Origin of the sequence: Stenotrophomonas sp. HITSZ_GD (assembly GCF_029543105.1) — a bacterium.
Taxonomy (GTDB): domain Bacteria; phylum Pseudomonadota; class Gammaproteobacteria; order Xanthomonadales; family Xanthomonadaceae; genus Stenotrophomonas_A.
Genome location: NZ_JARQXB010000008.1, coordinates 136609 through 159862 on the forward strand (window position 1 = coordinate 136609; position 23254 = coordinate 159862).

At 70.8% G+C, this 23254-nt stretch carries 19 protein-coding genes, 1 other RNA gene and 2 pseudogenes; 16 read left to right on the forward strand and 6 right to left on the reverse strand.

Annotated elements, in window-relative coordinates; translation table 11 throughout:
• Positions 1-17: 17 nt before the first annotated feature.
• Positions 18-734 carry a response regulator gene (locus P6166_RS10165; protein ID WP_130317503.1) on the forward strand — a complete coding sequence of 239 codons (717 nt, stop codon included), beginning with the start codon at positions 18-20 and terminating at the stop codon, positions 732-734.
• A gap of 140 nt (positions 735-874) precedes the next feature.
• On the opposite strand, the gene P6166_RS10170 is transcribed toward P6166_RS10165, so the two are convergent.
• The 4 genes from P6166_RS10170 to P6166_RS10185 are packed head-to-tail and all read right to left on the reverse strand — an operon-like array spanning position 875 to position 4911.
• Positions 875-2263: an FAD-linked oxidase C-terminal domain-containing protein gene (locus P6166_RS10170; protein ID WP_277764351.1), complete on the reverse strand. Its 1389-nt coding sequence runs from the start codon at positions 2261-2263 to the stop codon at positions 875-877.
• Between the two features lie 4 nt (positions 2264-2267).
• Positions 2268-2810 carry a metal-dependent hydrolase gene (locus tag P6166_RS10175; RefSeq protein ID WP_277764376.1) on the reverse strand — a complete coding sequence of 181 codons (543 nt, stop codon included), beginning with the start codon at positions 2808-2810 and terminating at the stop codon, positions 2268-2270.
• Positions 2811-2814: 4 nt separating this feature from the next.
• Positions 2815-3183 carry a YraN family protein gene (locus P6166_RS10180; RefSeq protein ID WP_277764352.1) on the reverse strand — a complete coding sequence of 123 codons (369 nt, stop codon included), beginning with the start codon at positions 3181-3183 and terminating at the stop codon, positions 2815-2817.
• Positions 3184-3186: 3 nt separating this feature from the next.
• A complete protein-coding gene (locus tag P6166_RS10185) occupies positions 3187-4911 on the reverse strand; it encodes a penicillin-binding protein activator (RefSeq protein ID WP_277764353.1) in 1725 nt (574 codons plus the stop codon).
• A gap of 82 nt (positions 4912-4993) precedes the next feature.
• Here P6166_RS10185 and rsmI point away from each other — a divergent pair, with 82 nt between their 5' ends.
• Positions 4994-5821, forward strand: coding sequence for a 16S rRNA (cytidine(1402)-2'-O)-methyltransferase (gene rsmI, locus P6166_RS10190; RefSeq protein ID WP_277764354.1), 828 nt, complete (start codon positions 4994-4996; stop codon positions 5819-5821).
• A 9-nt stretch (positions 5822-5830) separates the two neighbouring features.
• Here rsmI and rnpB read toward each other — a convergent pair.
• Positions 5831-6179: RNase P RNA component class A (gene rnpB, locus P6166_RS10195), an RNA gene on the reverse strand.
• 40 nt (positions 6180-6219) lie between these two features.
• Positions 6220-6975 (reverse strand): NRDE family protein, encoded by a 756-nt coding sequence (locus P6166_RS10200; RefSeq protein ID WP_277764355.1) that lies wholly within the window; start codon positions 6973-6975, stop codon positions 6220-6222.
• A 315-nt stretch (positions 6976-7290) separates the two neighbouring features.
• On the opposite strand from P6166_RS10200, the gene P6166_RS10205 reads away from it, so the two are divergent.
• From P6166_RS10205 to ftsZ, 14 genes and pseudogenes are all read left to right on the forward strand, one after another.
• A complete protein-coding gene (locus P6166_RS10205; RefSeq protein WP_277764356.1) occupies positions 7291-7737 on the forward strand; it encodes a division/cell wall cluster transcriptional repressor MraZ in 447 nt (148 codons plus the stop codon).
• 14 nt (positions 7738-7751) lie between these two features.
• Positions 7752-8717, forward strand: a pseudogene (gene rsmH, locus P6166_RS10210) (16S rRNA (cytosine(1402)-N(4))-methyltransferase RsmH); the annotation flags it as partial.
• Between the two features lie 14 nt (positions 8718-8731).
• Entirely contained in the window at positions 8732-8995 is a 264-nt protein-coding gene (gene ftsL / locus P6166_RS10215) for a cell division protein FtsL (protein ID WP_057648195.1), read from the forward strand.
• Complete coding sequence (locus tag P6166_RS10220; protein WP_277764377.1) at positions 8995-10854, forward strand: penicillin-binding transpeptidase domain-containing protein; 1860 nt, start codon at positions 8995-8997, stop codon at positions 10852-10854. The genes ftsL and P6166_RS10220 overlap by 1 nt, the downstream gene beginning before the upstream one ends.
• Positions 10851-12329 carry a UDP-N-acetylmuramoyl-L-alanyl-D-glutamate--2,6-diaminopimelate ligase gene (locus tag P6166_RS10225; protein ID WP_277764357.1) on the forward strand — a complete coding sequence of 493 codons (1479 nt, stop codon included), beginning with the start codon at positions 10851-10853 and terminating at the stop codon, positions 12327-12329. The genes P6166_RS10220 and P6166_RS10225 overlap by 4 nt, the downstream gene beginning before the upstream one ends.
• Entirely contained in the window at positions 12326-13732 is a 1407-nt protein-coding gene (murF, locus tag P6166_RS10230; RefSeq protein WP_277764358.1) for a UDP-N-acetylmuramoyl-tripeptide--D-alanyl-D-alanine ligase, read from the forward strand. The genes P6166_RS10225 and murF overlap by 4 nt, the downstream gene beginning before the upstream one ends.
• Positions 13722-14807, forward strand: a complete 1086-nt coding sequence (mraY, locus tag P6166_RS10235; protein ID WP_277764359.1) for a phospho-N-acetylmuramoyl-pentapeptide-transferase — start codon at positions 13722-13724, stop codon at positions 14805-14807. Before murF ends, mraY begins: the two co-directional genes overlap by 11 nt.
• 1 nt (position 14808) lies before the next feature.
• Positions 14809-16131 (forward strand): putative lipid II flippase FtsW, encoded by a 1323-nt coding sequence (gene ftsW, locus P6166_RS10240; protein WP_277764360.1) that lies wholly within the window; start codon positions 14809-14811, stop codon positions 16129-16131.
• A 23-nt stretch (positions 16132-16154) separates the two neighbouring features.
• Positions 16155-17201, forward strand: a pseudogene (murG, locus tag P6166_RS10245) (undecaprenyldiphospho-muramoylpentapeptide beta-N-acetylglucosaminyltransferase); the annotation flags it as partial.
• Positions 17202-17271: 70 nt separating this feature from the next.
• On the forward strand, positions 17272-18708 hold the full coding sequence (murC, locus tag P6166_RS10250; RefSeq protein WP_277764361.1) for a UDP-N-acetylmuramate--L-alanine ligase: 1437 nt from the start codon (positions 17272-17274) through the stop codon (positions 18706-18708).
• Positions 18705-19664, forward strand: coding sequence for a D-alanine--D-alanine ligase (locus P6166_RS10255; protein WP_277764362.1), 960 nt, complete (start codon positions 18705-18707; stop codon positions 19662-19664). The genes murC and P6166_RS10255 overlap by 4 nt, the downstream gene beginning before the upstream one ends.
• Positions 19665-19770: 106 nt before the next feature.
• Positions 19771-20568 carry a cell division protein FtsQ/DivIB gene (locus P6166_RS10260; RefSeq protein ID WP_277764378.1) on the forward strand — a complete coding sequence of 266 codons (798 nt, stop codon included), beginning with the start codon at positions 19771-19773 and terminating at the stop codon, positions 20566-20568.
• The gene (gene ftsA / locus P6166_RS10265) at positions 20565-21800 is read left to right on the forward strand and encodes a cell division protein FtsA (RefSeq protein WP_057648177.1); all 1236 of its coding nucleotides are present in this window, start codon (positions 20565-20567) and stop codon (positions 21798-21800) included. Before P6166_RS10260 ends, ftsA begins: the two co-directional genes overlap by 4 nt.
• A 127-nt stretch (positions 21801-21927) precedes the next feature.
• Positions 21928-23157, forward strand: a complete 1230-nt coding sequence (ftsZ, locus tag P6166_RS10270) for a cell division protein FtsZ (RefSeq protein ID WP_277764363.1) — start codon at positions 21928-21930, stop codon at positions 23155-23157.
• Positions 23158-23254 lie beyond the last annotated feature (97 nt).

Genomic DNA, 23254 nt, shown 5'->3' on the forward strand with positions numbered 1-23254 from the left:
GAGTGCGCCCAACGCCCGTGTCCCACGACGCCGCCATCGCCCCGCCGCCGCGGGTGCTCATCATCGACGACGAGCCGCAGATCCGCCGCTTCCTCGATATCAGCCTGCGCGCGCAGGGGTACCGCGTGCTGCAGGCCGCGACGGCGGCCGAAGGCCTGGCCGAACTGGCCACGCATGGCGCCGACCTGGTGGTGCTGGACATCGGCCTGCCGGATCGCGACGGGCACGAGGTGCTGCGTGAACTGCGGCAATGGTCGGCGGTGCCGGTGATCATGCTGACCGTGCGCGCGGGCGAGGCGGAAAAGGTGGCCGCGCTCGATGCCGGGGCGAACGACTACGTGACCAAGCCGTTCGGCGTGCAGGAACTGATGGCGCGCGTGCGCGTGCTGCTGCGCCAGTCCGGCGGGGCGACACCGGAGGAGATCGTGTTCGACGATGGCCGGCTGCACGTGAACCTCGCGCTGCGCGAGGTGACGATGGACGGCGAGCCGGCCGGCTTGAGCCGCAAGGAGTACGCGCTGCTGGCGCTGCTGATGCGGCACGCGGGGCGCGTAGTCACGCAGCCGCAACTGCTGCGCGAGCTGTGGGGGCCCACGCACGAGGAAGACACGCACTACCTGCGCATCCTGGTCGGCAAGCTGCGGCAGAAGCTGCACGACGATGCGGCGGCGCCACGGTACATCGTCACCGAGCCGGGCGTGGGGCTGCGATTCATCGGGCAGGGGCGCGGGTAGGCGCTCGCTTCTTTGGCGACATCGCCGCGCTTTGTCGCGGCTGAAGCCGCTCCTACGGAGAGGGCTGCCGGCAAGCGCGTGGAGGGCGCAACGCCGTCGTACGCATCCATCTGTAGGAGGGGCTTCAGCCCCGACAGCCCTCAGCCCTTCAGCGGCGGCAACACCTTCCCCGGGTTGAGGATGCCTGCCGGGTCCAGTGCCGCCTTCACCGCGCGCATCGTCGCCAGCGTCGCCGCATCGAAGGCCTGCGCCATGAAGTCGCGCTTGGCCACGCCGATGCCATGTTCGCCGGAGAGCGTGCCGCCCAAGGCCAGCACCGTTTCGAAAATCTTCGGCATGGCCGCGCGTGCGCGAGCGGTCTCTTCCGCGTCGGCGTCGTTGTACATGATGTTGACGTGCAGGTTGCCGTTGCCCGCATGGCCGAAGCACACGATGGGCAGGTTCGCCTGCACCGACAGCGTCTCCATCGCCGACACCAGGTCCGGGATGCGCGATACCGGCACCACCACGTCCTCGTTGATCTTGCCGGGCTTGATCGTGCGCAGCGCCGGCGACAAGGCCTTGCGCGCGGCCCACAGGCGATCGCGCGCCACGCCGTCGGCGGCGACATCGAGCGACAGCATGCCGTCGCCCTCGGCTGCATCGGCCAGCGATTGCAGTGCGTACGGCAGGGTGTCCTCGTCGCCGTCGGCCTCGATCAGCAGCATCGCGCCGGCCTCGGGCACGTCGCTGCCGTTGTGGCGCAGCAGCGCGATGGCATGCGCGTCCATGAATTCCAGCATCGCCGGCACCACCGGTTGCGCCATCACCCGCGAGACCGCCGCCGCCGCGCTGGTCGCGTCGCGGTAGAACGCGCGCAGGCCGGCCTGCGCGCGCGGGCGCGGTGTCAGCTTCAGCGTGGCCTCGACGATCAGCGCCAGCGTGCCTTCGCTGCCCACGATGAGGTGGGTGAGGTCGTAGCCGGTCGCATCCTTGGTGTACGCACCGCCGCAGCGGATGATCTCGCCGTTGCCCGTTACCGCGACCAGCCCCAGCACGTTGTCGCGGCTGGCGCCGTACTTCACCGCGCGCGGGCCGCCGGCATTGGTAGCCAGGTTGCCGCCGACGCTGCACATCGCCGCACTGGAAGGGTCCGGGGGCCAGAACAGGCCGTGCGGCGCCAATGCCTCCTGCAGGTCGCCGTTGAGCACGCCGGGCTGCACGATGGCGCAGCGGTCGGCGGCGCGGATTTCGACGATGCGGTTCATGCGCGCGAACGAGAGCACCACGCCGCCGTTGAACGGCACCGCCGCGCCGGTGGTGGCGGTGCCGGCCCCGCGCGCGACCAGTGCTACGCGATGTTCGGCGCAGGCACGCACGAGCGCGGCGACTTCCTCTGCGTCCTGCGGAAAAGCCACCGCGTCCGGCAGCGCGAAGCGGCGCGAATCGTCCTGGCCGTGCGCCTGGCGGATGGGCTCGTCGGTGCGCCAGCGCGCTGGACCGAGCAGGGCGGAGACGGCGTCGAGGAAAGCGGCGGGCAGCGTGGTCATCGACCTATTGTAGGTGCGTCGATCCGCGAGGCGTGGACTGTATCGCGCGCCAGCCAACCACCGCCAACGCCAGCGGCAGCCACACCCAGCGCAACTCGGAGAGCAGCGTGCCCAGCCCGCGTGCACTGAAAAAGCCCGCGCCGATGGGCGAGACGAGGATCGGCCGCCACGGCGCGAAGAAGCGCGTCTCGCGCCAAGGCCAAGCGAGTGCGACGCCGAGGCCGCCGGAGGTCATTGCATCGAGCAGGGGATGCGATGCCGCGCAGATGAACACCCAGGCACCCGTCTGCAAGGCGCCTGCGCGCAGTGGCCGATGCAGGCTTGCCGCCATCAACGCGCACAACGCGGCGAACAGCAGCGAATGGCTGGCGCCGCGATGGCCGAAAGCGTCGGCGTAGGGAATGCGCAGGACAAAGGCGAGCACGTCGGTATCCGGCAGCATCGCCGCGACAATGCCGGCCGCGAGCAACCGCGGCGAAATGCGCCCGCGTTCGCTGGCTGCCCAAAAGGCGAGCGGCACGGCGGCATGGGTAAGGATCGAGGGCATGGCGTCAGGTATCGTCCGCGCGGAACGCATCGCGCAGCCAGCGCAGGCGCGGCGGCTCGCCCTCGGCTTCGACCACGTCGAACCGGCACGGCTGCTGCGCCCATGGCGGATGCATCGCCAGGAACAGCTGCGCCGCCATCACCAGCTTGCGGCGCTTGCGCAGGTCGATGGAGGCCGCGCCGCCACCAAACGTCGCGTCGCGGCGGTAGCGCACTTCGACGAACACCAGGGTGTCGCCATCGCGCATCACCAGGTCCAGTTCGCCGCGCCGATAGCGCGCGTTGGTGGCCACATCCGCCAGCCCGGCGGCGAGCAGGTGCGCGCGCGCCGCCGCCTCGACCGCCGCTCCACGGGTGCGCCGGTCGATCTTCAAGGCTCAGCGCGTGCCGACGATCGCGTTCGGGCGGCCACCGCTGAAGGTGGACCACGCCGGCGTGCGCAGCACGTTGCCGAAGCCGTCCAGGTGCAGCGTGCCGGTGGCACCGCGCAGGCCGCCTTCGCTGCCGGCGGCCAGCGGTTCCAGGTAGGCGCTGATCAGCCACGCGTCGTAGCCGAAGGCGAACAGGCGCGCGGCCGGGCCGCGGGCGGTCGGCAGGGTAGCGGCGATGCTGGCCGCGCTCGGCAGGCCGATGACGCCGCTGCTGGTCCAGCGCTCGCCCGGGAAGGCGATGCCGTCCAGCGCCATGTCTTCCTCCGGCTTGCCGGTGCCCAGCACGAGCTGCGAGGTGCCCACGCGCGGCTTGCCGGCCAGGCCGGAGAGCGCGAGCTGGGGCGCCAGCGCGCGCGCGGTCGGGCCGCGCACGGCCAGGAACACCGAATCGGCGGCGGCGTAGTTGCGCAGCTGCGCCGACACATCCCCCGGTGCCTCGGCCACGCTGACGCTGCCGGCGACCTGCCCGCCGCGCATCGCCATGCGCTCGCGGAACGCGGCCGCGGCGCGGCGGCCGTTGTCGTCGCTGCTGGCCACCACCAGCGCGTTGCGCTGGCCGTGGGCGAGCAGGTATTCGGCGGCCATGATGCCGTCGTCCTCCGGGGCCAGCGAGAACCCGGCGATGCCGGCCGGGGCCTCGTGCGCGTCGGCCGGGCGGTTGAGCGCCAGCACCGGCACGCTGAGCGTGCGCGCGAACAGCGCGCTGACCTCGTCGCGGCCCAGCGGGCCGATCACGTAATCGGCACCGGCGGCGACCGCGCGGTCGTAAGCGGCGTTGGCACCGCCCGGCGTGCCGGCGGTATCGAGGAACTCGATGTCCGGGCGGCGGCGCGATTCGGCGTAGTAGCCGGCGAGCAGGCCATCGCGCACCGGCGCGGCGGCCGTGGCGAGGTTGCCGGTGAGCGGCAGCAGCACGGCCAGCTTGATCGGCGGGCGGTAGCCGTCGCGGTCGGCCGGCGGACGCTTGCTGGTGTCGAAGCTGGCCGATGCGCGGTCGAACGGGCGCGGCAGCGGCAGGCCGCGGTTGAGCAGCGCGCGGCCGGCGAAGTTGTACAGCGGGTCGCCGGCGGGCAGCGCGGTGGCGCGCGCGCGCAGGGTGTTGTCGTCCAACGCGGCGAGCAGGCGCATGATCTCGCGCTGGTTGTCGCTGCGCGCGGTGCCCGTGAGCGCGGCATCGGCGCGGCTGCGCGCTTCGGCGGCCTCCACTGGCTTGCCGGTGGCTTCCAGGGCCTGGGCGCGCGCGAGGAACCAGCGCGCCTGGTAGGCCGGCGACAGCCCCGGCGCGGATTCGCCCAGCGCCTGCAGTGCCTGCGCGGGCTGCTTGTCGGCCAGCGCGAATTCGCCGCTCAGCAGCTGGTAGCGGGCCTTCTCCTCGCCCCCCAGCTGGCGCGCATTGACCTGCGCGAGCAGGCCGCGCGCGCGCGCGGCGTCGCCGGCCTCGTTCCAGGCGAAGGCCGCGTCGGCCAACAAGCGGCTGCGCTGCGCGCCGGTGGCGGCGAAGGCCTGCGCTTCCAACTGCTGCGCCGCTTCGCGCGGCTTGCCCTGCTCGAGCAGGGCGATGGCCGCGGCCTGCGCGGGCGAGGCCTGCGGGGCGAGACTGCCGGTGGCGCAGCCGGCGCACAGCGCCAGCAGCAGGGACAGGGCGGAAATCCGGGCGAAGCGGTTGTTCATTTCGGTTCCAGTCGACGGGGCGGACGGAGGCGTGCCGGCGAAAAACGCTACGATTCTAACCTTGAGCCTGGAAAAACCACTGATGACTTCCGCAGGAACCCTCCATGTCGTGGCCACGCCGATCGGCAACCTCGGCGATCTGACCCCGCGCGCACAGGAAACCCTGCGCAACGTGGCGGCGATCTGCGCCGAGGACACCCGCCGCACCGGCCAGCTGCTGGCCCACTTCGGCATCGACAAGCCGCTGGTGGCGCTGCACGACCACAACGAGGAGGCGCTTGCGCAGCGCATCGTGGCCCGCCTGCAGGGTGGCGACTCGCTGGCGTTGGTCAGCGATGCCGGCACCCCGCTGGTGAGCGACCCCGGTTTCCGGGTGGTGCGCGCGGCCCGCGCGGCGGGGCTGAAGGTGAGCCCGGTGCCGGGCGCGTGCGCGGCGATCGCCGCGCTGAGCGTGGCGGGCTTGCCGAGCGACCGCTTCGTGTTCGAAGGCTTCCTGCCGGCCAAGGCCGGCGCGCGCCGCGAGCGCCTGGCCCGGCTGGCCGGCGAGGCGCGCACGCTGGTGTTCTACGAGTCCTCGCACCGCATCGACGAATCGCTGGCCGACATGGCCGCCGCGTTCGGCGCCGAGCGCCCGGCGGTGATCGCGCGCGAGCTCACCAAGCTGTTCGAGACCGTGCTCGACGGCACCCTCGCCGGATTGCTCGCGCAGGTGGAAGCCGACGACAACCAGCGCAAGGGCGAGTTCGTGGTGATGGTGCAAGGGGCCGGCGAGGATGCCGAGGCCGAGGCGAAGCTGGCCGAGGGCCGGCGGCTGTACGCCAGGCTGGGCGAACACCTGCCGCCCTCCACCGCCGCCAAGCTGGCGGCCGAACTGAGCGGCGCGCCGCGCAAGGCGCTCTACGGCAGTTGAAGGAAGAAGGGGCGGAGCCGGCCTGTAAGCCGGGTTCTGTCGTGGACAGTCATTCTTCTAGGCGCCGCGTCGCCGCGGCGCTCAAGCAACCTACCCGGACCCGACGCGGGCCGCGCCATGAGGTCCCTATTTGGTCTTGCTCCAGGTGGGGTTTGCCGTGCCGGTCCGTTACCGGACTCGCGGTGCGCTCTTACCGCACCATTTCACCCTTACCAGCTTCACGTGGAAGCTTCGGCGGTATCTTTCTGTTGCACTTTCCGTCGGCTCGCGCCGCCCAGGCGTTACCTGGCACCTTGCCCTGTGGAGCCCGGACTTTCCTCGGCATCCTTTCGGATGACGCGACTGCCTGGCCGACTCCGCCGCGCGCATTGTAGCCGACGTGCCTGGCGGGCGGGCTTTCAGAGCGCCAGCCGCGTCTGTCCGAGGAACAGGCCATCTGGGCCGAAACGACGTTCGTGGATCCAGCCGCCGCCCTCGGGGTCGACCATCAGGATCGTGCTGGCGCGCGTGCCGTATTCGCGGCCGCGGATGAAGGCGGCGGACAGGCGGCGCTCCAGTTCCAGGCCCACGCCGGTCTGCGGCAGTTCGTCGTCGGCGGCGATGCGCTCGTCGGCCAGCGCGGCCCACAGCGGGTCCAGCGATTCGTCCGCGCCGGCGATCCATTCGCCGAGCACCGCCACCAGCCGGCGCGTCTTGGGCCACGGCGCGTCCAGGGCGCCGTTGGACATGCCATGCACGCCTGGTGCGAGCGCGCGTGCGGCGGCCGGATGGTTGCCCACGTAGCGGCAGGCCTGGCCATCGGCCAGCAGCAGGTTGAAGGGCGGGTATTCGGCCGCGCTCGCGGCCAGGTCGGCGGCGAACGCGGTGGCGTCCTGCGCACCGGCCAGGTAGTTGGCGATCAGGTGCCCGCGCGAGGGGCCGGAGGTGGTCGCCATCGGGTCGCGCACGTTGGTCACCACCGCGGCGCGCCCGCCGGTACCCAACCCGACCCAGCTGCCGCCCGAGCGCAGGTCGCGCCCGGCCATCACGCCTTGTTGCGGCGGCGGCCAGTGCGACAGCGCGGCGGTAGGCCGCTCGTGGAATTCGTCGCGGTTGCCCGCCAGCACCAGGCGCCAGCGGGGGTGGGTTTTCCAGGCAATGGCGACCAGGCACATGCGGCCGATTGTGGCCGTTTTGCGCAGTGCCCCGCCATCGGCGGGCACGTCCTCGACGTGGTCTTAACACCCTCTACACAGGGCTGAATTTCGGTTCAATCTCAAAATCTGAGACGAAACAGCAACTTGTGGATAAGCCTTGAACAAGTCTCTAAAGATTGCTGCAAGCCATTGATCCCCCAAGTGATTTGTCGTTCGGAAAGTTGTTGACAAGCCTTCGCGCGCTGCTAAGGTGGGCAACGGAGGGAAAACCGGGTTTTTTGTGGTTTTTCGTGGTTCAATGACTGCCCGAGTGGGTGCCGAGGGTTTTTCAGCGTGTTTCAAGGCGAGACGGCCATCACAGTCGACGACAAGGGGCGCTTGGCGGTTCCCACCGCCTATCGCGATCTCGTCGCGCGTGACAGCGGCAACCGCCTGGTGCTGACCTACAACCCGTTCGAGGCCGGCTGCCTGTGGCTGTATGCAGAGAAGGAGTGGCAGCGGGTGCGCGACGACGTGATGTCCAAGCCCAACACCCAGCGCACCGTGCGCGTGCTGCAGCAGAAGCTGGTCGGTTCCTCGGCCGTGCTCGAACTGGACGGCAATGGCCGCGTGAGCATCCCCGTCAGCCACCGCAACGCGGTGGGCATCGAGAAGAAGGCCGTCCTGCTGGGCATGGGCGACAAGTTTGAACTGTGGAGCGAGCAGGCACATCGCGCATTGATCCAGCAGACGTTGTCTGACGGGGATCTGGGCGATGGATTGCTCGACCTCAGGTTGTGAGCCGGGGTGCCCGGATGCGCCCTGACGCGCAGCCCGGTCACCTCCCGGTGTCGCAGCCGCCGGCGGCGCATCTGCCGGTGCTGTACACGCAGGTGCTGGAAGGCCTGCAGGTGATCGAGGACGGAACGTATCTGGATGGCACGTTCGGGCGTGGTGGCCACGCGCGCGGCGTGCTGCAACGACTCGGCCCGGGAGGCCGGCTGCTGGTGATGGACAAGGACCCCGAAGCGATCGCCGTGGCCGAACAGTCGTTCGGTGGCGATGCGCGCGTGTCCATTCGCCGCGCCAGCTTCGCCACGCTGGGCCAGTGGGACCAGGCGCAGGCGCTGGACGGCGTGCTGTTGGACCTGGGGGTGTCTTCCCCGCAGCTGGACGTGGCCGAGCGCGGCTTTTCCTTCGGCAAGGACGGCCCGCTGGACATGCGCATGGACCCGGACGCCGGCCAGAGCGCCGCGCAATGGCTGGCCAGCGCGGACGAGCGCGAGATCGCCGACGTGCTGTGGACCTACGGCGAAGAGCGCCAGAGCCGCCGCATCGCGCGCGCCATCGTGCAGCGCCGCGCCGAGCAGCCGCTGCTGCGCACCGCGCAGCTGGCCGAGCTGATCGCCTCGGTGATGCCGCGCGGCAAGAGCGGCACGGATAAGAGCCGGATCCACCCGGCCACGCGCAGCTTCCAGGCCATCCGCATCCACATCAACCGCGAGCTGGCCGACCTCGAAGCCGGCCTGGACGCGGCGCTGGAACGGCTCAAGCCCGGTGGCCGGCTGGCGGTGATCAGCTTCCACTCGCTGGAAGACCGCATCGTCAAGCAGTTCATCAACCGCCACGCCAAGGCGCCGCCGGCCAACCGCCGCCTGCCCGAAGCACAGGCGTTCACGCCGACGCTGCTGGCCATCGGCGGGGCGATCCGCGCCGAGGACGACGAACTGGCCGCCAACCCGCGCGCCCGCAGCGCGGTGCTGCGCGTGGCCGAAAAACTGCCGCAGGTGGCCGCATGAGCCGCCTGCTGCTCATCGTGCTGCTGGCCTGCACCGTGGCCTCGGGCATTGGCGTGGTCTACATGCGCCACATGCACCGCAAGCTGTTCGTGGAGCTCACCCGCCTGCAGAAGACGCGCGACGACCTGGACATCGAATTCGGCCGCCTGCAGCTGGAACAGGCCACCTGGGCCGAGAGCAACCGCGTGGACCAGATCGCGCGCGAGCGCCTGGGCATGAAGTTCCCGGAAACCGCCGACATCGTGGTGGTGCGGCCATGATGAAGCCGACCCGCTCGCGCATGCGCTCCAGCTTCAACCTGCGCGGCCGCCTGATGCTGGTGGGCACCACGCTGGCACTGTGCTCGGTCACGCTGATCGGCCGCGCCGCCTACGTGCAGCTGATCAACAGCGACTTCTACCAGCGCCAGGGCGAAGCGCGCTACCTGCGCGAGCTGCCGATCGCGGTGTCGCGCGGCATGATCACCGACCGCAACGGCGAGCCGCTGGCCGTGTCCACGCCGGTGGAGTCGATCTGGGTGAACCCGCAGGAACTGCTGCGCAACCCGGACCGCATCCCGGAGCTGGCCAAGGCCCTGCAGATGCCGCAGGACGAGCTGAGCTCGCGCCTGTCGCAGAAGGCGGACAAGGAGTTCATGTACCTCAAGCGCCGGATCAATCCCGACCGCGCGCACGAGATCGTCGCGCTGAAGATCCCCGGCGTGTTCTCCCAGCGCGAATTCCGCCGCTTCTACCCGCAGGGCGAAGCGATGGCCCACGTGCTGGGCTTCACCAACATCGACGACCGCGGCCAGGAAGGCCTGGAGCTGGCGTTCGACCAGTGGCTGCGCGGCAAGCCGGGCAGCAAGCGCGTGGTGCGCGATGCGCGCGGCGCCATCGTGGAGAGCGTGGACCTGGTCAAGCCGGCCGAGCCGGGGCAGGACCTGACGCTGAGCATCGACCGCCGCATCCAGTTCCTGGCCTACAAGGAACTGCGCAACGCGCTGGTGGAGAACAAGGCCGCCGGCGGTTCGATGGTGGTGATGGACGTGGCCACCGGCGAAGTGCTGGCGATGGTCAACCTGCCCACCTACAACCCCAACGCGGTGACCGGCATCAACCCGGCGGCGCGTCGCAACCGCGCGGTCACCGACCTGGTCGAGCCCGGCTCCACGATGAAGCCGCTCACCATCGCCACCGCGCTGCAGGCCGGCGTGGTCACGCCGAACACCACCATCGACACCAACCCCGGCTACATGGCCGTGGGCCGCTTCACCATCAAGGACGTGCCGCGCAACAACGGCGTGCTCAACGTCACCGGCGTGATCACCCGCAGCTCCAACATCGGTGCGGCCAAGATCGCCGCCAAGCTGCCGGACGAGACCTTCTACCAGACGGTGCACAACTTCGGTTATGGCAGCGCGCCGCACAGCGGCTTCCCGGGCGAAGCCGCCGGCTTGCTGCCCTCGCCGGCGCGCTGGAGCGGCTCTTCCAAGACCACGATGTCCTACGGCTACGGCCTGAACGTCACGCCGCTGCAGATCGCCCAGGCCTACGCCACGCTGGGTAACGGCGGGCGCTTGAACCCGCCGACCTTCGTGAAGGGGCAGCGCGGCGAATCGCGCCAGGTCATCAGCCCCGAAGTGGCGCGCACCGTGATCGGCATGATGGAAACCGTGGTGACGCAGGGCGGCGCGAAGGACGCGGCGATCCTGGGCTACCACGTGGCCGGCAAGACCGGCACCGCGCGCAAGAACGGCCCCAACGGCTACGAGCGCGGCCACTACAACGCACTGTTCGCCGGCCTGGTGCCGGCGACGCGGCCGCGCTTTGCCACGGTGATCGTCATCAACGATCCGCAGGCGGGCAAGTACTACGGTGGCCTGGTGTCCGCGCCAGTGTTCCACCGCGTGATGGAAGGCGCGCTGCGCCTGGCCGACGTGCCGCCGGACGACATCCAGTCCTGGCTGGCCGCGCAGGCCGCCGGCAAGGCGGGTGGCGCGCTGCCCAAGCCGGCGCCGGCCGCCGCGGCGCCCGCCATCGACACCGATGGCGTGATTCCGTCGGCCGCCGATGAAGTGGATGCCGGCATTCCCACTGCCAGCGCCGCCACCGCGCCGCTGCAGGAGGCGCGCCAGTGAGCCGCGCGATGCCGCTCTCGCAGCTGCTGCCCGACGTGCCGCTGGCGCGCGAAGTCGAGATCACCGGCCTGGTGCTGGATAGCCGCGCCGTGCGCCCGGGCAATGCGTTCGTGGCCATCGCCGGCTTCGGCGCGCATGGCCTGGGCTTCGTCGAGCAGGCGCGCGCCCACGGTGCGTCCGCGATCTTGTTCGACCCGCCGGCCCCCGCCGACCTGCCGGCCCCGGCCGACGCCATCGCCGTGCCCGGCCTGCGCGGTCGCATGGGCGCGATGGCCGACCGCTTCCACGGCCATCCCTCGCAGGCGATGACGATGGTCGGCGTCACCGGCACCAACGGCAAGACCTCCACCGTGCAGCTGATGGCCCAAGCCTGGAAGCTGCTCGGTATCGAAAGCGGCAGCGTGGGCACGCTGGGCGTGGGCCTGTACGGCCATGCCGTGCCGACCGGTTTCACCACGCCGCTGGTGCTGCAGATGCACGAAGTGCTCGCCGACCTGCGCGATGCCGGCGCGCGCGCGGTGGCGATGGAAGTCAGCTCGCATGCGCTCGACCAGGGTCGCGTGGATGCGGTGCATTACGACGTGGCGGTGTTCACCAACCTCACCCGCGACCACCTCGACTACCACGGCGACATGGCCAGCTACGGCGCGGCCAAGGCCAAGCTGTTCTCGCGCGCCGGGCTCAAGGCCGCGGTCGTCAACCTCGACGACGCTTTCGGCCGCGAACTGCATGCCGGGCTGGGCGAGGGCATCGCCCGTATCGGCGTCAGCTCGCGTGGCCAGGCCGGTGCGCGCCTGCGCGCCGAGGCGCTGCGCCTGGACGACCACGGCCTGAATTTCGACCTGGTGGTGGACGGCACCGCGCACCCGGTGCGCTCGCCGCTGCTGGGCCGCTTCAACGTCGACAACCTGCTGGCCGTGGCCGGCGCGCTGTTCGCGCTGGGCCAGCCGGCGGAAGTGATCGCCGACGTGCTGTCCCGCCTGCAGCCGATCCGCGGCCGAATGAACCGCCTTGGCGGGCAGGGCACGCAGCCGCTGGTGGTGATCGATTACGCCCATACGCCCGACGCGCTGGAGCAGGCGCTGGACAGCCTGCGCGGCCACGTCCACGGCCGCCTGCTGTGCGTGTTCGGTTGCGGCGGCGAGCGCGACGCCGGCAAGCGCCCGCAGATGGCGGCCATCGCCGAGCGCCTGAGCGATGTGGTCATCGTCACCGACGACAACCCGCGCCATGAGAACGGCGATGCCATCGTGGCCGACATCCTCGCCGGCTTCGAACACGCCGACGCCGTCACCGTGCAGCGCGACCGCGCCCAGGCGATCGCCTCGGCCATCGGCCAGGCGCGCCCGGGCGACATCGTGCTGGTGGCCGGCAAGGGCCATGAGCCTTACCAGGACGTGGGCGGCGTGAAGCACCCGTTCGACGACACCGAGGTGGCGGCGCGGCTGCTGGCGAACGCGGAGGGCCGCGCATGAAGCACACCCCGCTGTCGCTGATCGCGCACTGGGCCGGCGGCGAACTGCACGGCGACGACGTGATGATCGACGCCGTCAGCAACGACACCCGCACCCTGGCCACCGGCAGCCTGTACGTGGCCCTGCGCGGCGAGCGCTTCGATGGCCACGACTTCGCCACCGACGCGCTGATGCGCGGCGCCAGCGGCCTGCTGGTCGAACGCCTGCTGCCGGAGATCGAACTGCCGCAGGTGCTCGTCGCCGACGCCGAGCTGGCGCTGGCGCGCGTGGCCGCCGGCATGCAGCGCGGCCGTGCCACCCAGGTGTTCGCCATCACCGGTTCCAACGGCAAGACCAGCGTGAAGTCGCTGCTGCTGGCGATCCTGCAGCACGTGCAGGCGGTCGACGGCCGCCGCGTCTATGCCACGCCGGGCAACCGCAACAACGAGATCGGCCTGCCGCTGGCGGTGATCGCCGCGCCGGACGATGCCGACTTCGCCGTCTACGAGATGGGCGCCGGCAAGCCGGGCGACATCGCCTACCTCACCGACATCGCCCGCCCGCAGTACGCGCTGGTCAACAACATCGCCCCGGCGCACCTGGAGCGCATGGGCAGCCTGCTCGGCGTGGCCACCACCAAGGGTGCGATCTACAGCGCGCTCCCCGGCGACGGCGTGGCGGTGATCAACGCCGACGATGCCTTCGGCCTGTGGTTCGAGCAGGCGCTGGTGCAGCCGGCCAGCACCGGCCGCCGCGTGCTGCGCTTCGGCCTGCAGGCCAGCGCCGACGTGCGCGCCGAGCACATCCGCGCCGGCGCGCAGGTATCGGACTTCACCTTGGTCACGCCGCGCGGCGAGATCGCGGTGAGCCTGCACCTGCCGGGCCGCCACAACATCCGCAACGCGCTGGCCGCCGCGTCCCTGGCGCTGGGCGCGGGCATCGGCCTGGACCGCATCGCCGAAGGCCTGGCCCAGGCGCGCCCGGTCGCCGGCCGCCAGATCGCCCACGTGCTGCCCGGCGGCGCGGTGCTGATCGACGACAGCTACAACGCCAACCCCGGTTCGCTGGACGCCGCCATCGACGCGCTCGCCGGCCCGGGCGAGGGCTGGCTGGTGCTGGGGGACATGCGCGAACTCGGCCCGGAAGGCGCCGCGCTGCATGCCGCCGCCGGCCGCCGCGCGCGCGAGGCCAAACTGGCGCGCCTGTATGCGCTGGGCGAGCTGAGCGCGCACGCCGCGCAGGCATTCGGCGAGCACGGCCGCGTGTTCGCCAGCCACGCCGAACTGGCCGCCGCGCTGGAAGCGGATATCCGCAACGCAACGACGCCGCCGCGCGTGCTCGTCAAGGGCTCGCGCGGCAGCGCCATGGACAAGATCGTGACCGCGCTGCTCGCGCATGGGGAGGAAGCACCGAATGCTGCTTGAGCTGGCCCGTTGGCTACAGCAACTGGAGAGCCTGTTCGGGCTGTTCGGCTATCTCACCTTCCGCGGCATCCTGGCCGCGTTGACCGCGCTGTTCCTGTCGCTGTGGATGGGCCCGGCGGTGATCCGCAAGCTCGCCCAGTTCAAGGGCGGCCAGCCGATCCGCCAGGACGGCCCGCAGACCCACTTCTCCAAGGCCGGCACGCCGACCATGGGCGGTTCGCTGATCCTGCTTGCCGTCACCCTCTCGGTGCTGCTGTGGGGCGACCTGCGCAACCGCTACGTGTGGCTGGTGCTGGCGGTGATGGTGTGCTTCGGCGCGATCGGCTGGTACGACGACTGGATCAAGATCGTGCGGCGCGACCCGAACGGGCTGAAGTCGCGCTGGAAGTACCTGCTGCAGTCGATCTTCGGCCTGGCCGCCGGCCTGTTCCTGCTCTACACCGCCAAGGTGCCGGCCGAGCTGACGTTCTATATCCCGATGTTCAAGGCGGTGGCGCTGCCGCTGGCCGGCATCAGCTTCGTGGTGATCGCCTATTTCTGGATCGTGGGCTTCTCCAACGCGGTGAACCTCACCGACGGCCTGGACGGCCTGGCGATCATGCCGACCGTGCTGGTGGCCTGCGCGCTGGGCGTGTTCGCCTATGCCTCGGGCAACGTGGTGTTCTCCGAATACCTGAAGATTCCCTCCATCCCCGGCGCGGGCGAGCTGGTGATCATCTGCGCGGCCATCGCCGGCGCGGGCCTGGGCTTCCTCTGGTTCAACACCTACCCGGCGATGGTGTTCATGGGCGACATCGGCGCGCTGGCGCTGGGCGCGGTGCTGGGCACCATCGCGGTGATCGTGCGCCAGGAACTGGTGCTAGTGGTCATGGGCGGCGTGTTCGTCATCGAGACGCTCTCGGTGATGATCCAGGTCGCCAGCTTCAAGCTCACCGGCAAGCGCGTGTTCCGCATGGCGCCGATCCACCACCACTTCGAACTCAAGGGCTGGCCGGAGCCGCGCGTGATCGTGCGCTTCTGGATCATCTCCGTCGTGCTCGTGCTCATTGGCCTGGCCACGTTGAAGGTGCGCTGAGATGAACGACCTGTCCCGCCAAGCGACCCGCCTGGAAGCGATCGGAGGCCGCTACGATCCGTGGCTGCTCGGCGCCGCCGTGGCGCTGGCCTCGCTGGGCGTGGTCATGGTCGCCTCCAGTTCGATCGAGCTGGAAGCCAGCCCGTTCTACTACCTCACCCGCCACCTGCTGTTCCTGGGCGTGGGCGTGGGCCTGGCGTTCTGGGCGATGCGCACGGAGCTGAAGAACATCGAGCAGCACAACCAATGGCTGCTGCTGGCCTGCTTCGGCCTGCTGCTGGTGGTGTTCATCCCCGGCGTGGGCAGCACCGTGAACGGCGCGCGGCGCTGGATCAACCTGGGCGTATCGCGCTTCCAGACCGTGGAAGCGGTGAAGGTGCTCTACATCATCTGGCTGGCCAGCTACTTGGTGCGCTTCCGCGACGAGGTCAATGCCACCTGGCAGGCGATGCTCAAGCCGGTGTTCGTGGTCGGCCTGCTGGTCGGCCTGCTGCTGATGCAGCCGGACTTCGGCTCCTCGATGCTGCTGCTGAGCGTCACCGCCTGCATGCTGGTGCTGGGCGGCGCGCAGATCAAGCGCATCATCCTGCCGATCCTGCTGCTGCTGCCGGCCCTGGTGGCGCTGGTGATCCTCGAGCCGTACCGCATGCGCCGCGTGACCTCCTTCATGGACCCGTGGGCGGACCAGCTCGGCTCGGGCTACCAGCTCTCCAATGCGCTGATGGCCATCGGCCGCGGCGAGTGGTTCGGCGTGGGCCTGGGCGGTTCGGTGCAGAAGCTCAACTATCTGCCCGAATCGCACACCGACTTCATCTTCTCGGTGATCGCCGAGGAGCTGGGCTTCGTCGGCGTGTGCATGGTGGTGGCGCTGTACGCGCTGCTGGTCGGCCGCGCCTTCTGGCTGGGCATGCGCTGCATCGAGATGAAGCGGCATTTCTCCGGCTACATCGCTTTCGGCATCGGCCTGTGGATCGCGATGCAGAGCTTCGTGTCCATCGGCGTGAACCTGGGCATCCTGCCGACCAAGGGCCTGACGCTGCCGCTGATCTCCTCCGGCGGCTCGTCCGTGCTGATGACCTGCGTGGCGATGGGCGTGCTGTTGCGCGTCTCCTACGAGACCGACCGCGCGGAGCGCCTGCGCAGCAAGCTCGCGCCGGGTGCGCAGGGTGCCGCCGCGCCGGATACCGCCGAAGCCGCGCCCGCCGCCGCCCCGGCGCGCCCGGCACCGCCGACCGCCACCGAAGTGGCGGCCGCCGCGCAGGCGCTGCGCGGTACCAGCCGCATGCAGCCGCGCGTCGAACCGACCTTCGGGAGGATCGCGTGAGCGCAGCCGCACCGCGCCCCGTGATGATCCTGGCCGGTGGCACCGGCGGGCACATCTTTCCCGGCCTGGCCGTGGCGAAGGTGCTGCGCGCGCGCGGCGTGCCGGTGACCTGGCTCGGCGCCGACGGCGCGATGGAAACCCGCCTGGTGCCGCAGCACGATATCCCGATCGACACGCTGGCCATCAGCGGCTTGCGCGGCAAGGGCAAGCTGGCGCTGCTCGGCGCGCCGCTGCGCGTGATGCGCGCGGTGCGCGCCGCCGGCTTCGTGCTGCGCGACCGCCAGCCGCGCGCGGTGGTGAGCTTCGGGGGCTTCGCCGCCGGTCCGGGCGGCCTGGCCGCGCGCCTGATGAAGCTGCCGCTGCTGGTGCACGAACAGAACCGCGCGCCGGGCATGACCAACAAGGTGCTTTCGCGCTTCGCGCGCCGCGTGCTGACCGGCTTTCCGGGCAGCTTTGCCGGCGAGGAAGCAGTCGGCAATCCGGTGCGCGCCGAGATCGCCGCGCTGCCGGCGCCGTCGGCGCGCTTCGGTGGCCGCGACGGCGCCGTGCGCGTGCTGGTGCTGGGCGGCAGCCAGGGCGCGCGCGTGCTCAACAATGCGGTGCCGCAGGCGCTGGCCGCGCTCGGCCACCCGGACGTGGAAGTGCGCCACCAGTGCGGCGAGAAGCTGCGCGCCGAAGCCGAGGCCGCCTATGCGCAGGCCTGGGTGAAGGCGAGCGTGGAGCCGTTCATCGCCGACATGGCCGCCGCTTATGCCTGGGCCGACCTGGTGGTGTGCCGCGCCGGTGCCTCCACCCTGGCCGAGCTGTGCGCGGCCGGCGTGGGCAGCGTGCTGGTGCCTTTCGCCGCGGCGGTGGACGACCACCAGACCCGCAACGCCGAATACCTGGTCCAGGCCGGCGCCGCCGTGCTGCTCAAGCAGGACGACGCGCTGGCCACGCACCTGCAGCCCGTGCTGCGCGAACTGCTGGCCGACCCGCGCCGCCGCCTGGCCATGGCCGAGGCCGCGCGTGGGCTGGCCAAACCCGATGCGGCCGAACGCATCGCCGACATCATTCTCGAGGAAGCCGTATGAAGTGGGGAACCGCGAAGCGCCAGTGGGCGTTCGCATCGCAGCGCGCCGTTGCGCAGGCAGGGCGCGCATGATCCGCCGCCTGCAGGACAGCCAGGACCTGGTGCGCGCGTTCCCGCGCGTCCACTTCGTCGGCATCGGCGGCACCGGCATGAGCGGCATCGCCGAGGTGATGCTGACGCTGGGCTACGAGGTCTCCGGTTCGGACAACGCCGACAACGCGGCCACCCGCCGCCTGGCCAAGCTGGGCGCGCGCGTGATGCGCGGCCACTCGGCCGCCAACGTGCTGGGCACCGATTGCGTGGTGGTTTCCAGCGCGATCCGCGAGGACAACCCGGAGCTGATGGAAGCGCGCAGCCAGCGCATCCCGATCATGCCGCGCGCGGCGATGCTGGCCGAGCTGATGCGCTTCCGCCGCGGCATCGCGGTGGCCGGCACGCACGGCAAGACCACCACCACCAGCCTCACCGCCGCGGTGCTGAGCGAGGGCGGCCTGGACCCGACCTTCGTCATCGGCGGCCAGCTGCTCGCCGCCGGCGCCAACGCCAAGCTCGGCGGTGGCCAGTGGCTGGTGGCCGAGGCCGATGAAAGCGATGGCAGCTTCCTGCGCCTGAACCCGCTGGTGGCGGTGATCACCAACATCGACGCCGACCACCTGGAGAACTACGGCAACGACTTCGCCCGCGTGCAGGCGGCGTTCGCCGAGTTCCTGCAGCGCCTGCCGTTCTATGGCTTGGCGCTGCTGTGCATCGACGACCCCGAGGTGGCCGCGCTGGCCGCCAAGACGCCGCGCCACGTGATGACCTACGGCATGAGCGCGCACGCCGACGTGCGCGCCGAGGACGTGGTGCAGGATGGCCCGCGCATGCGCTTCACCCTGCGCCTGCCCGAGGGCACCACCACGCCGGTGACGCTCGCGCTGCCGGGCCGCCACAACGTACTCAACGCGCTGGCCGCCGCCGCCGTGGGCTGGCAGCTGGGCGTGGCGCCGGAGACGATCGCCAAGGCGCTGGAATCCTTCGCCGGCATCGGCCGCCGTTTCAACGACCTGGGCGAAGTCACCACCGCCACCGGCGCCAAGGTGCGCGTGGTCGACGACTACGGCCACCACCCGCGCGAGCTGGAAGCGGTGTTCGCCGCCGCGCGCGGCGGCTGGCCGGACAAGCGCCTGGTGGTGGCTTTCCAGCCTCACCGCTACAGCCGTACCCGCGACCAGTTCGACGCCTTCGCCGCGGTGCTGAGCACCGTCGATGCCCTGGTGCTGAGCGAGGTCTACCCGGCCGGTGAAGCGCCGATCCCGGGTGCCGACGCGCGTTCGCTGGCCCGCGCCATCCGCGCGCGTGGCCGCAGCGAGCCGGTGGTGGTAGGGCAGGTGGCCCAGCTGGGCGACGTGCTGCCGGACGTGCTGCAGGACGGAGACCTGTTGTTGATGATGGGCGCCGGCGACATCGGCTATGTGGCCCAGCAGATCGCCAACAGCGGCTTTAGCGCGGGAGAGAAGGCATGAGCGCCGTGCCCGCCCGCCGCCATGAAGACCCGGCCGTGTTCGGCCGTGTGGCCGTGCTGCTCGGCGGCACGTCGAGCGAGCGCGAGGTGTCGCTGGATTCCGGCCGCAACGTGCTGGAAGCCCTGCGCGGCCGCGGCGTGGATGCACAGCCGGTCGATGGCATCCCGGCGCTGGCCAAGGCGCTGGCCGCCGGCCAGTTCGACCGCGTGTTCAACGTGCTGCATGGCCATAACGGCGGCGGCGAAGACGGCATCGTGCAGGGCCTGATGGAGGCGTTCGGCGTGCCGTACACCGGCTCGGACGTGCTCGGTTCGGCGCTGTCGATGGACAAGATCCGCACCAAGCAGGTGTGGCTCTCGCTGGGCCTGCCCACGCCGCGCTACGTGCGCCTGGCACGCGGTGGCGACGTGCATGCGGCCGCGCGCGAACTGGGCCTGCCGGTGATCGTCAAGCCGGCCAACGAAGGTTCCAGCGTCGGCGTCAGCCGCGTGTTCGAGGATGCGCAGCTCGATGAGGCCGTGGCCCTTGCCGCGCGCTACGAGGGCGAGCTGCTGATGGAGCAGCTGATCGAAGGCGACGAGCTCACCGTGGCGATCCTCGGCGCGCAGGCGCTGCCGTCGATCCGCATCGTGCCCAAGGGCCAGTGGTACGACTACAACGCCAAGTACATCGCCGAGGACACGCAGTACCTGTGCCCGGGCCTGGAAGGCGCGGCCGAGGACGAGATCCGCCGCATCGCGCTGGCCGCGTTCCAGGCGGCCGGTTGCGGTGGCTGGGGCCGGGTGGACGTGATGCGCGACCGCGCCACCGGCGCGTTCTACCTGCTCGAAGTGAACACGGCGCCGGGCATGACCAGCCATTCGCTGGTGCCCAAGTCCGCGCGTCAGCTCGGCATCGCGTTCGACGAACTGTGCTGGCGGATTCTGGAGCAGACCGTCGTGGAGCAGGCGCGATGACCCACACGGGATACGGCATGCAGGTACGCAAGCGGGGCGCGCACGCGCCGGCCGCCGCGTGCGCCTGCGCCTGCCGTATCCCCGCGCCGGCGAAGGCGGTGCGCGCATGAACGCGGTGTTGCGCATCCTCGCCTGGCTGCTGGCGGTGGCGCTGGTCGCGCTGCCGGTGGTGGCCGTGCTCAACGGCTGGGTCGGCGCCGAGCGCTGGCCGCTGGCCAAGCTGCGCGTGACCGGCGACTTCAAGCGCGTGCCGGCCGAACAGCTGCGCGCGGTCGTGCTGCCGTATGCGCGCTCGGGCTTCTTCGCGGTCAAGCTGAAGGATGCGCAGGACGCCATCGAACGCCTGCCGTGGGTGGAAAGCGCGCAGGTGCGCAAGCAGTGGCCGGACGTGCTGGAAGTGCGCGTGGTCGAGCACCAGCCGTTCGCGCGCTGGGGTACGGACCGCATGCTCTCCGAGCAGGGCCGGCTGTTCGCGATTCCGCCGCGCCTGCGCAACTTGCAGCTGCCGCAGCTCGGCGGGCCGGACAGCAAGACCCGCGAAGTGGTCGCCCTCTACAACGAGTCGCGCGCGCTGTTCGCGCCGACCGGCCTGGACGTGCAGCGCCTGGAGATGGATGCGCGCGGCAGCTGGTCGCTTGGCCTGAGCAACGGCATCGCGGTGATCGTGGGCCGCGACGATGCGCGGGCCCGCCTGCAGCGCTTCGCCCGCGTGCTGCCGCAGCTGCTCGACCCGCAGCAACCCATCGCGCGCGCCGATCTTCGCTACACCAACGGTTTCACCCTGGAGAGGCAGCCGGCGCCGCCGGCCACGCCGCCGGCCCCCGTGCCGCGCCGCGTCGCCAGCAACGCCCGCCGCACGTCCCTCCCGCATTCCTTCTTCAGCATTCCGGCAGCCAGTACATGAACCGCAAGGGCGACAAATCTCTCATCGTGGGCCTCGACATCGGCACCTCCAAGGTGGTGGCGCTGGTCGGCGAATATTCGCCGGGCAATCCGATCGAGGTGATCGGCATCGGTTCGCACGAGTCGCGCGGCCTCAAGCGCGGCGTGGTGGTGGACATCGAATCGACGGTGCAGTCGATCCAGCGCGCGGTGGAGGAAGCCGAGCTGATGGCCGGCTGCGAGATCCGCTCGGTCTATGCCTCCATCTCCGGCAACCACGTGCAGTGCAAGAACTCGCCGGGCATCGTGCCGATCCGCGACGGCGAAGTGACCTGGGGTGATCTGGAGCGCGTGCTCGATGCCGCCAAGGCGGTGGCGATCCCGGCCGACCAGCGCATCCTGCATGCGATCCCGCGCGAGTACGTGCTGGACGATTCGCAGGAAGGCATCCGCAATCCCGTCGGCATGACCGGCGTGCGCCTGGAGGTGCACGCGCACCTGGTGGTGTGCGCGCAGTCGGCGGCGGCCAACATCAGCAAGTGCGTGCAGAAGTGCGGCCTGCAGGTCGATGACCTGGTGCTGTCCTCGCTGGCTTCCAGCGTGGCGGTGCTGACCGCCGACGAGCGCGAACTGGGCGTGGTGCTGGTGGATATCGGCGCCGGCACCACGGACATCGCCGTGTACGTGCAGGGCGCCATCTGCCACACCGCCTCGCTGCCGATCGCCGGCGACCACGTCACCAACGACATCGCGCACATGCTGCGCACCCCGACGCCGGAAGCCGAGCAGATCAAGGTGCGCTACGCCTGCGCGCTGGCCCAGCTGGCCACCGCCGAGGAAAGCATCCAGGTGCCGTCGGTGGGCGACCGCCCGCCGCGCCGCATGCCGCGTGCCTCGCTGGCGCAGGCGGTGCAGGGTCGTTACGAGGAAATCTTCGAGATGGTGCAGGCCGAGCTGCGCCGCTCCGGCTTCGAGGAACTGGTGCGCGCCGGCATGGTGCTCACCGGTGGCGCCTCGAAGATGGAAGGCGTGGTCGAGCTGGCCGAGGAAATGCTGCAGATGCCGGTGCGCGTGGGGATTCCGCAGCACGTCACCGGGCTGGGCGAAGTGGTGGGCAACCCGGTGCACGCCACCGGCGTGGGCCTGCTGCTGATGGGCAGCCAGATCGAACACCCGCGCCGCCCGTCGATTCCGACCGGCCGCGCGGGCAGCTTCTTCAACAAACTCAAGAACTGGTACCGCGGCGAATTCTGAGCGCGGTGCGCAGGGGCAACAGGCAGTGGGCAGTCGCAGTAACGCAGGGCACGCAGTACTCAAACCAGAAGAGAACGCCGGCCACGGGCAGCCCCCGGGTCACGGCTCCACACAAGAGGACAAGGACATGGCACATTTTGAACTGATCGAGAAGATGGCCCCGAATGCGGTCATCAAGGTGGTGGGCGTGGGTGGCGGCGGCGGCAACGCCGTGGCGCACATGGTCAGCAGCAGCGTGGACGGCGTGGAGTTCATCACCGCCAACACCGACTCGCAGGCGATCAAGAACTGCGGCGCGAAGCTGCAGCTGCAGCTGGGCACCAACGTGACCAAGGGCCTGGGCGCCGGCGCCAACCCGGAAGTCGGCCGCCAGGCCGCGCTGGAAGACCGCGAGCGCATCATGGACGCGCTGCAGGGCGCGGACATGGTGTTCATCACCGCCGGCATGGGCGGCGGCACCGGTACCGGTGCCGCGCCGGTGGTGGCGCAGCTGGCCAAGGAGATGGGCATCCTGACCGTGGCCGTGGTCACCAAGCCGTTCCCGTTCGAAGGCCGCCGCCGCATGCAGGTGGCGCTGAAGGGCATCGAGGAACTGTCGGCGCACTGCGACTCGCTGATCACCATTCCCAACGAAAAGCTGATCACCGTGCTCGGCCGCAACGCCACGATGATCCAGGCGTTCCGCGCCGCCAACGACGTGCTGCAGGGCGCGGTGCAGGGCATCGCCGACCTGATCGTGCGTCCGGGCCTGATCAACGTCGACTTCGCCGACGTGCGCACCGTGATGTCCGAGATGGGCCTGGCGATGATGGGCACCGGCTCGGCCCGCGGCGACGACCGCGCCCAGGCCGCGGCCGAGGCGGCGATCCAGAACCCGCTGCTGGACGACGTGAACCTGGCCGGCGCCAACGGCATCCTGGTGAACATCACCGCCGGCCCGGACTTCACCATGTCCGAGTTCGACGAGATCGGCCGCACCATCGAAGGCTTCGCCTCGGAAGACGCCACCGTCGTGGTCGGCACCGTGCTGGACCCGGACATGCAGGACGAGGTCCGCGTGACCGTGGTCGCCACCGGCCTGAACCGCGCGGTAGCCCGCACGGCGCAGCGTCCGGAGCAGCGCGCGCCGATCAAGCTGGTGCGCAACGCCACCACCGGCCAGCCGGAGTTCGGCGATTTCGACAACGGCGGCAGCGATGCCGTGTCCAAGGCCGTGGGCGGTTCGATGGGCCTGGGCCTGCGCCGTGCCAGCAGCGATGTCGGGGCCGCTTCGGCCGGTGCCGCCTCGCCGGCGGCCGCCGAACTGCCGAGCGACTACCTGGACATCCCGGCGTTCCTGCGCCGCCAGGCCGACTGACCTTCCGCGCGAGCGGAATGCTTCACCGGCGCCGCGCCGTTCCCGTCATCGCGGGAGCGGAACGCAGCGTCGGCGGCATCGGGCTTGTCCGCCCGCG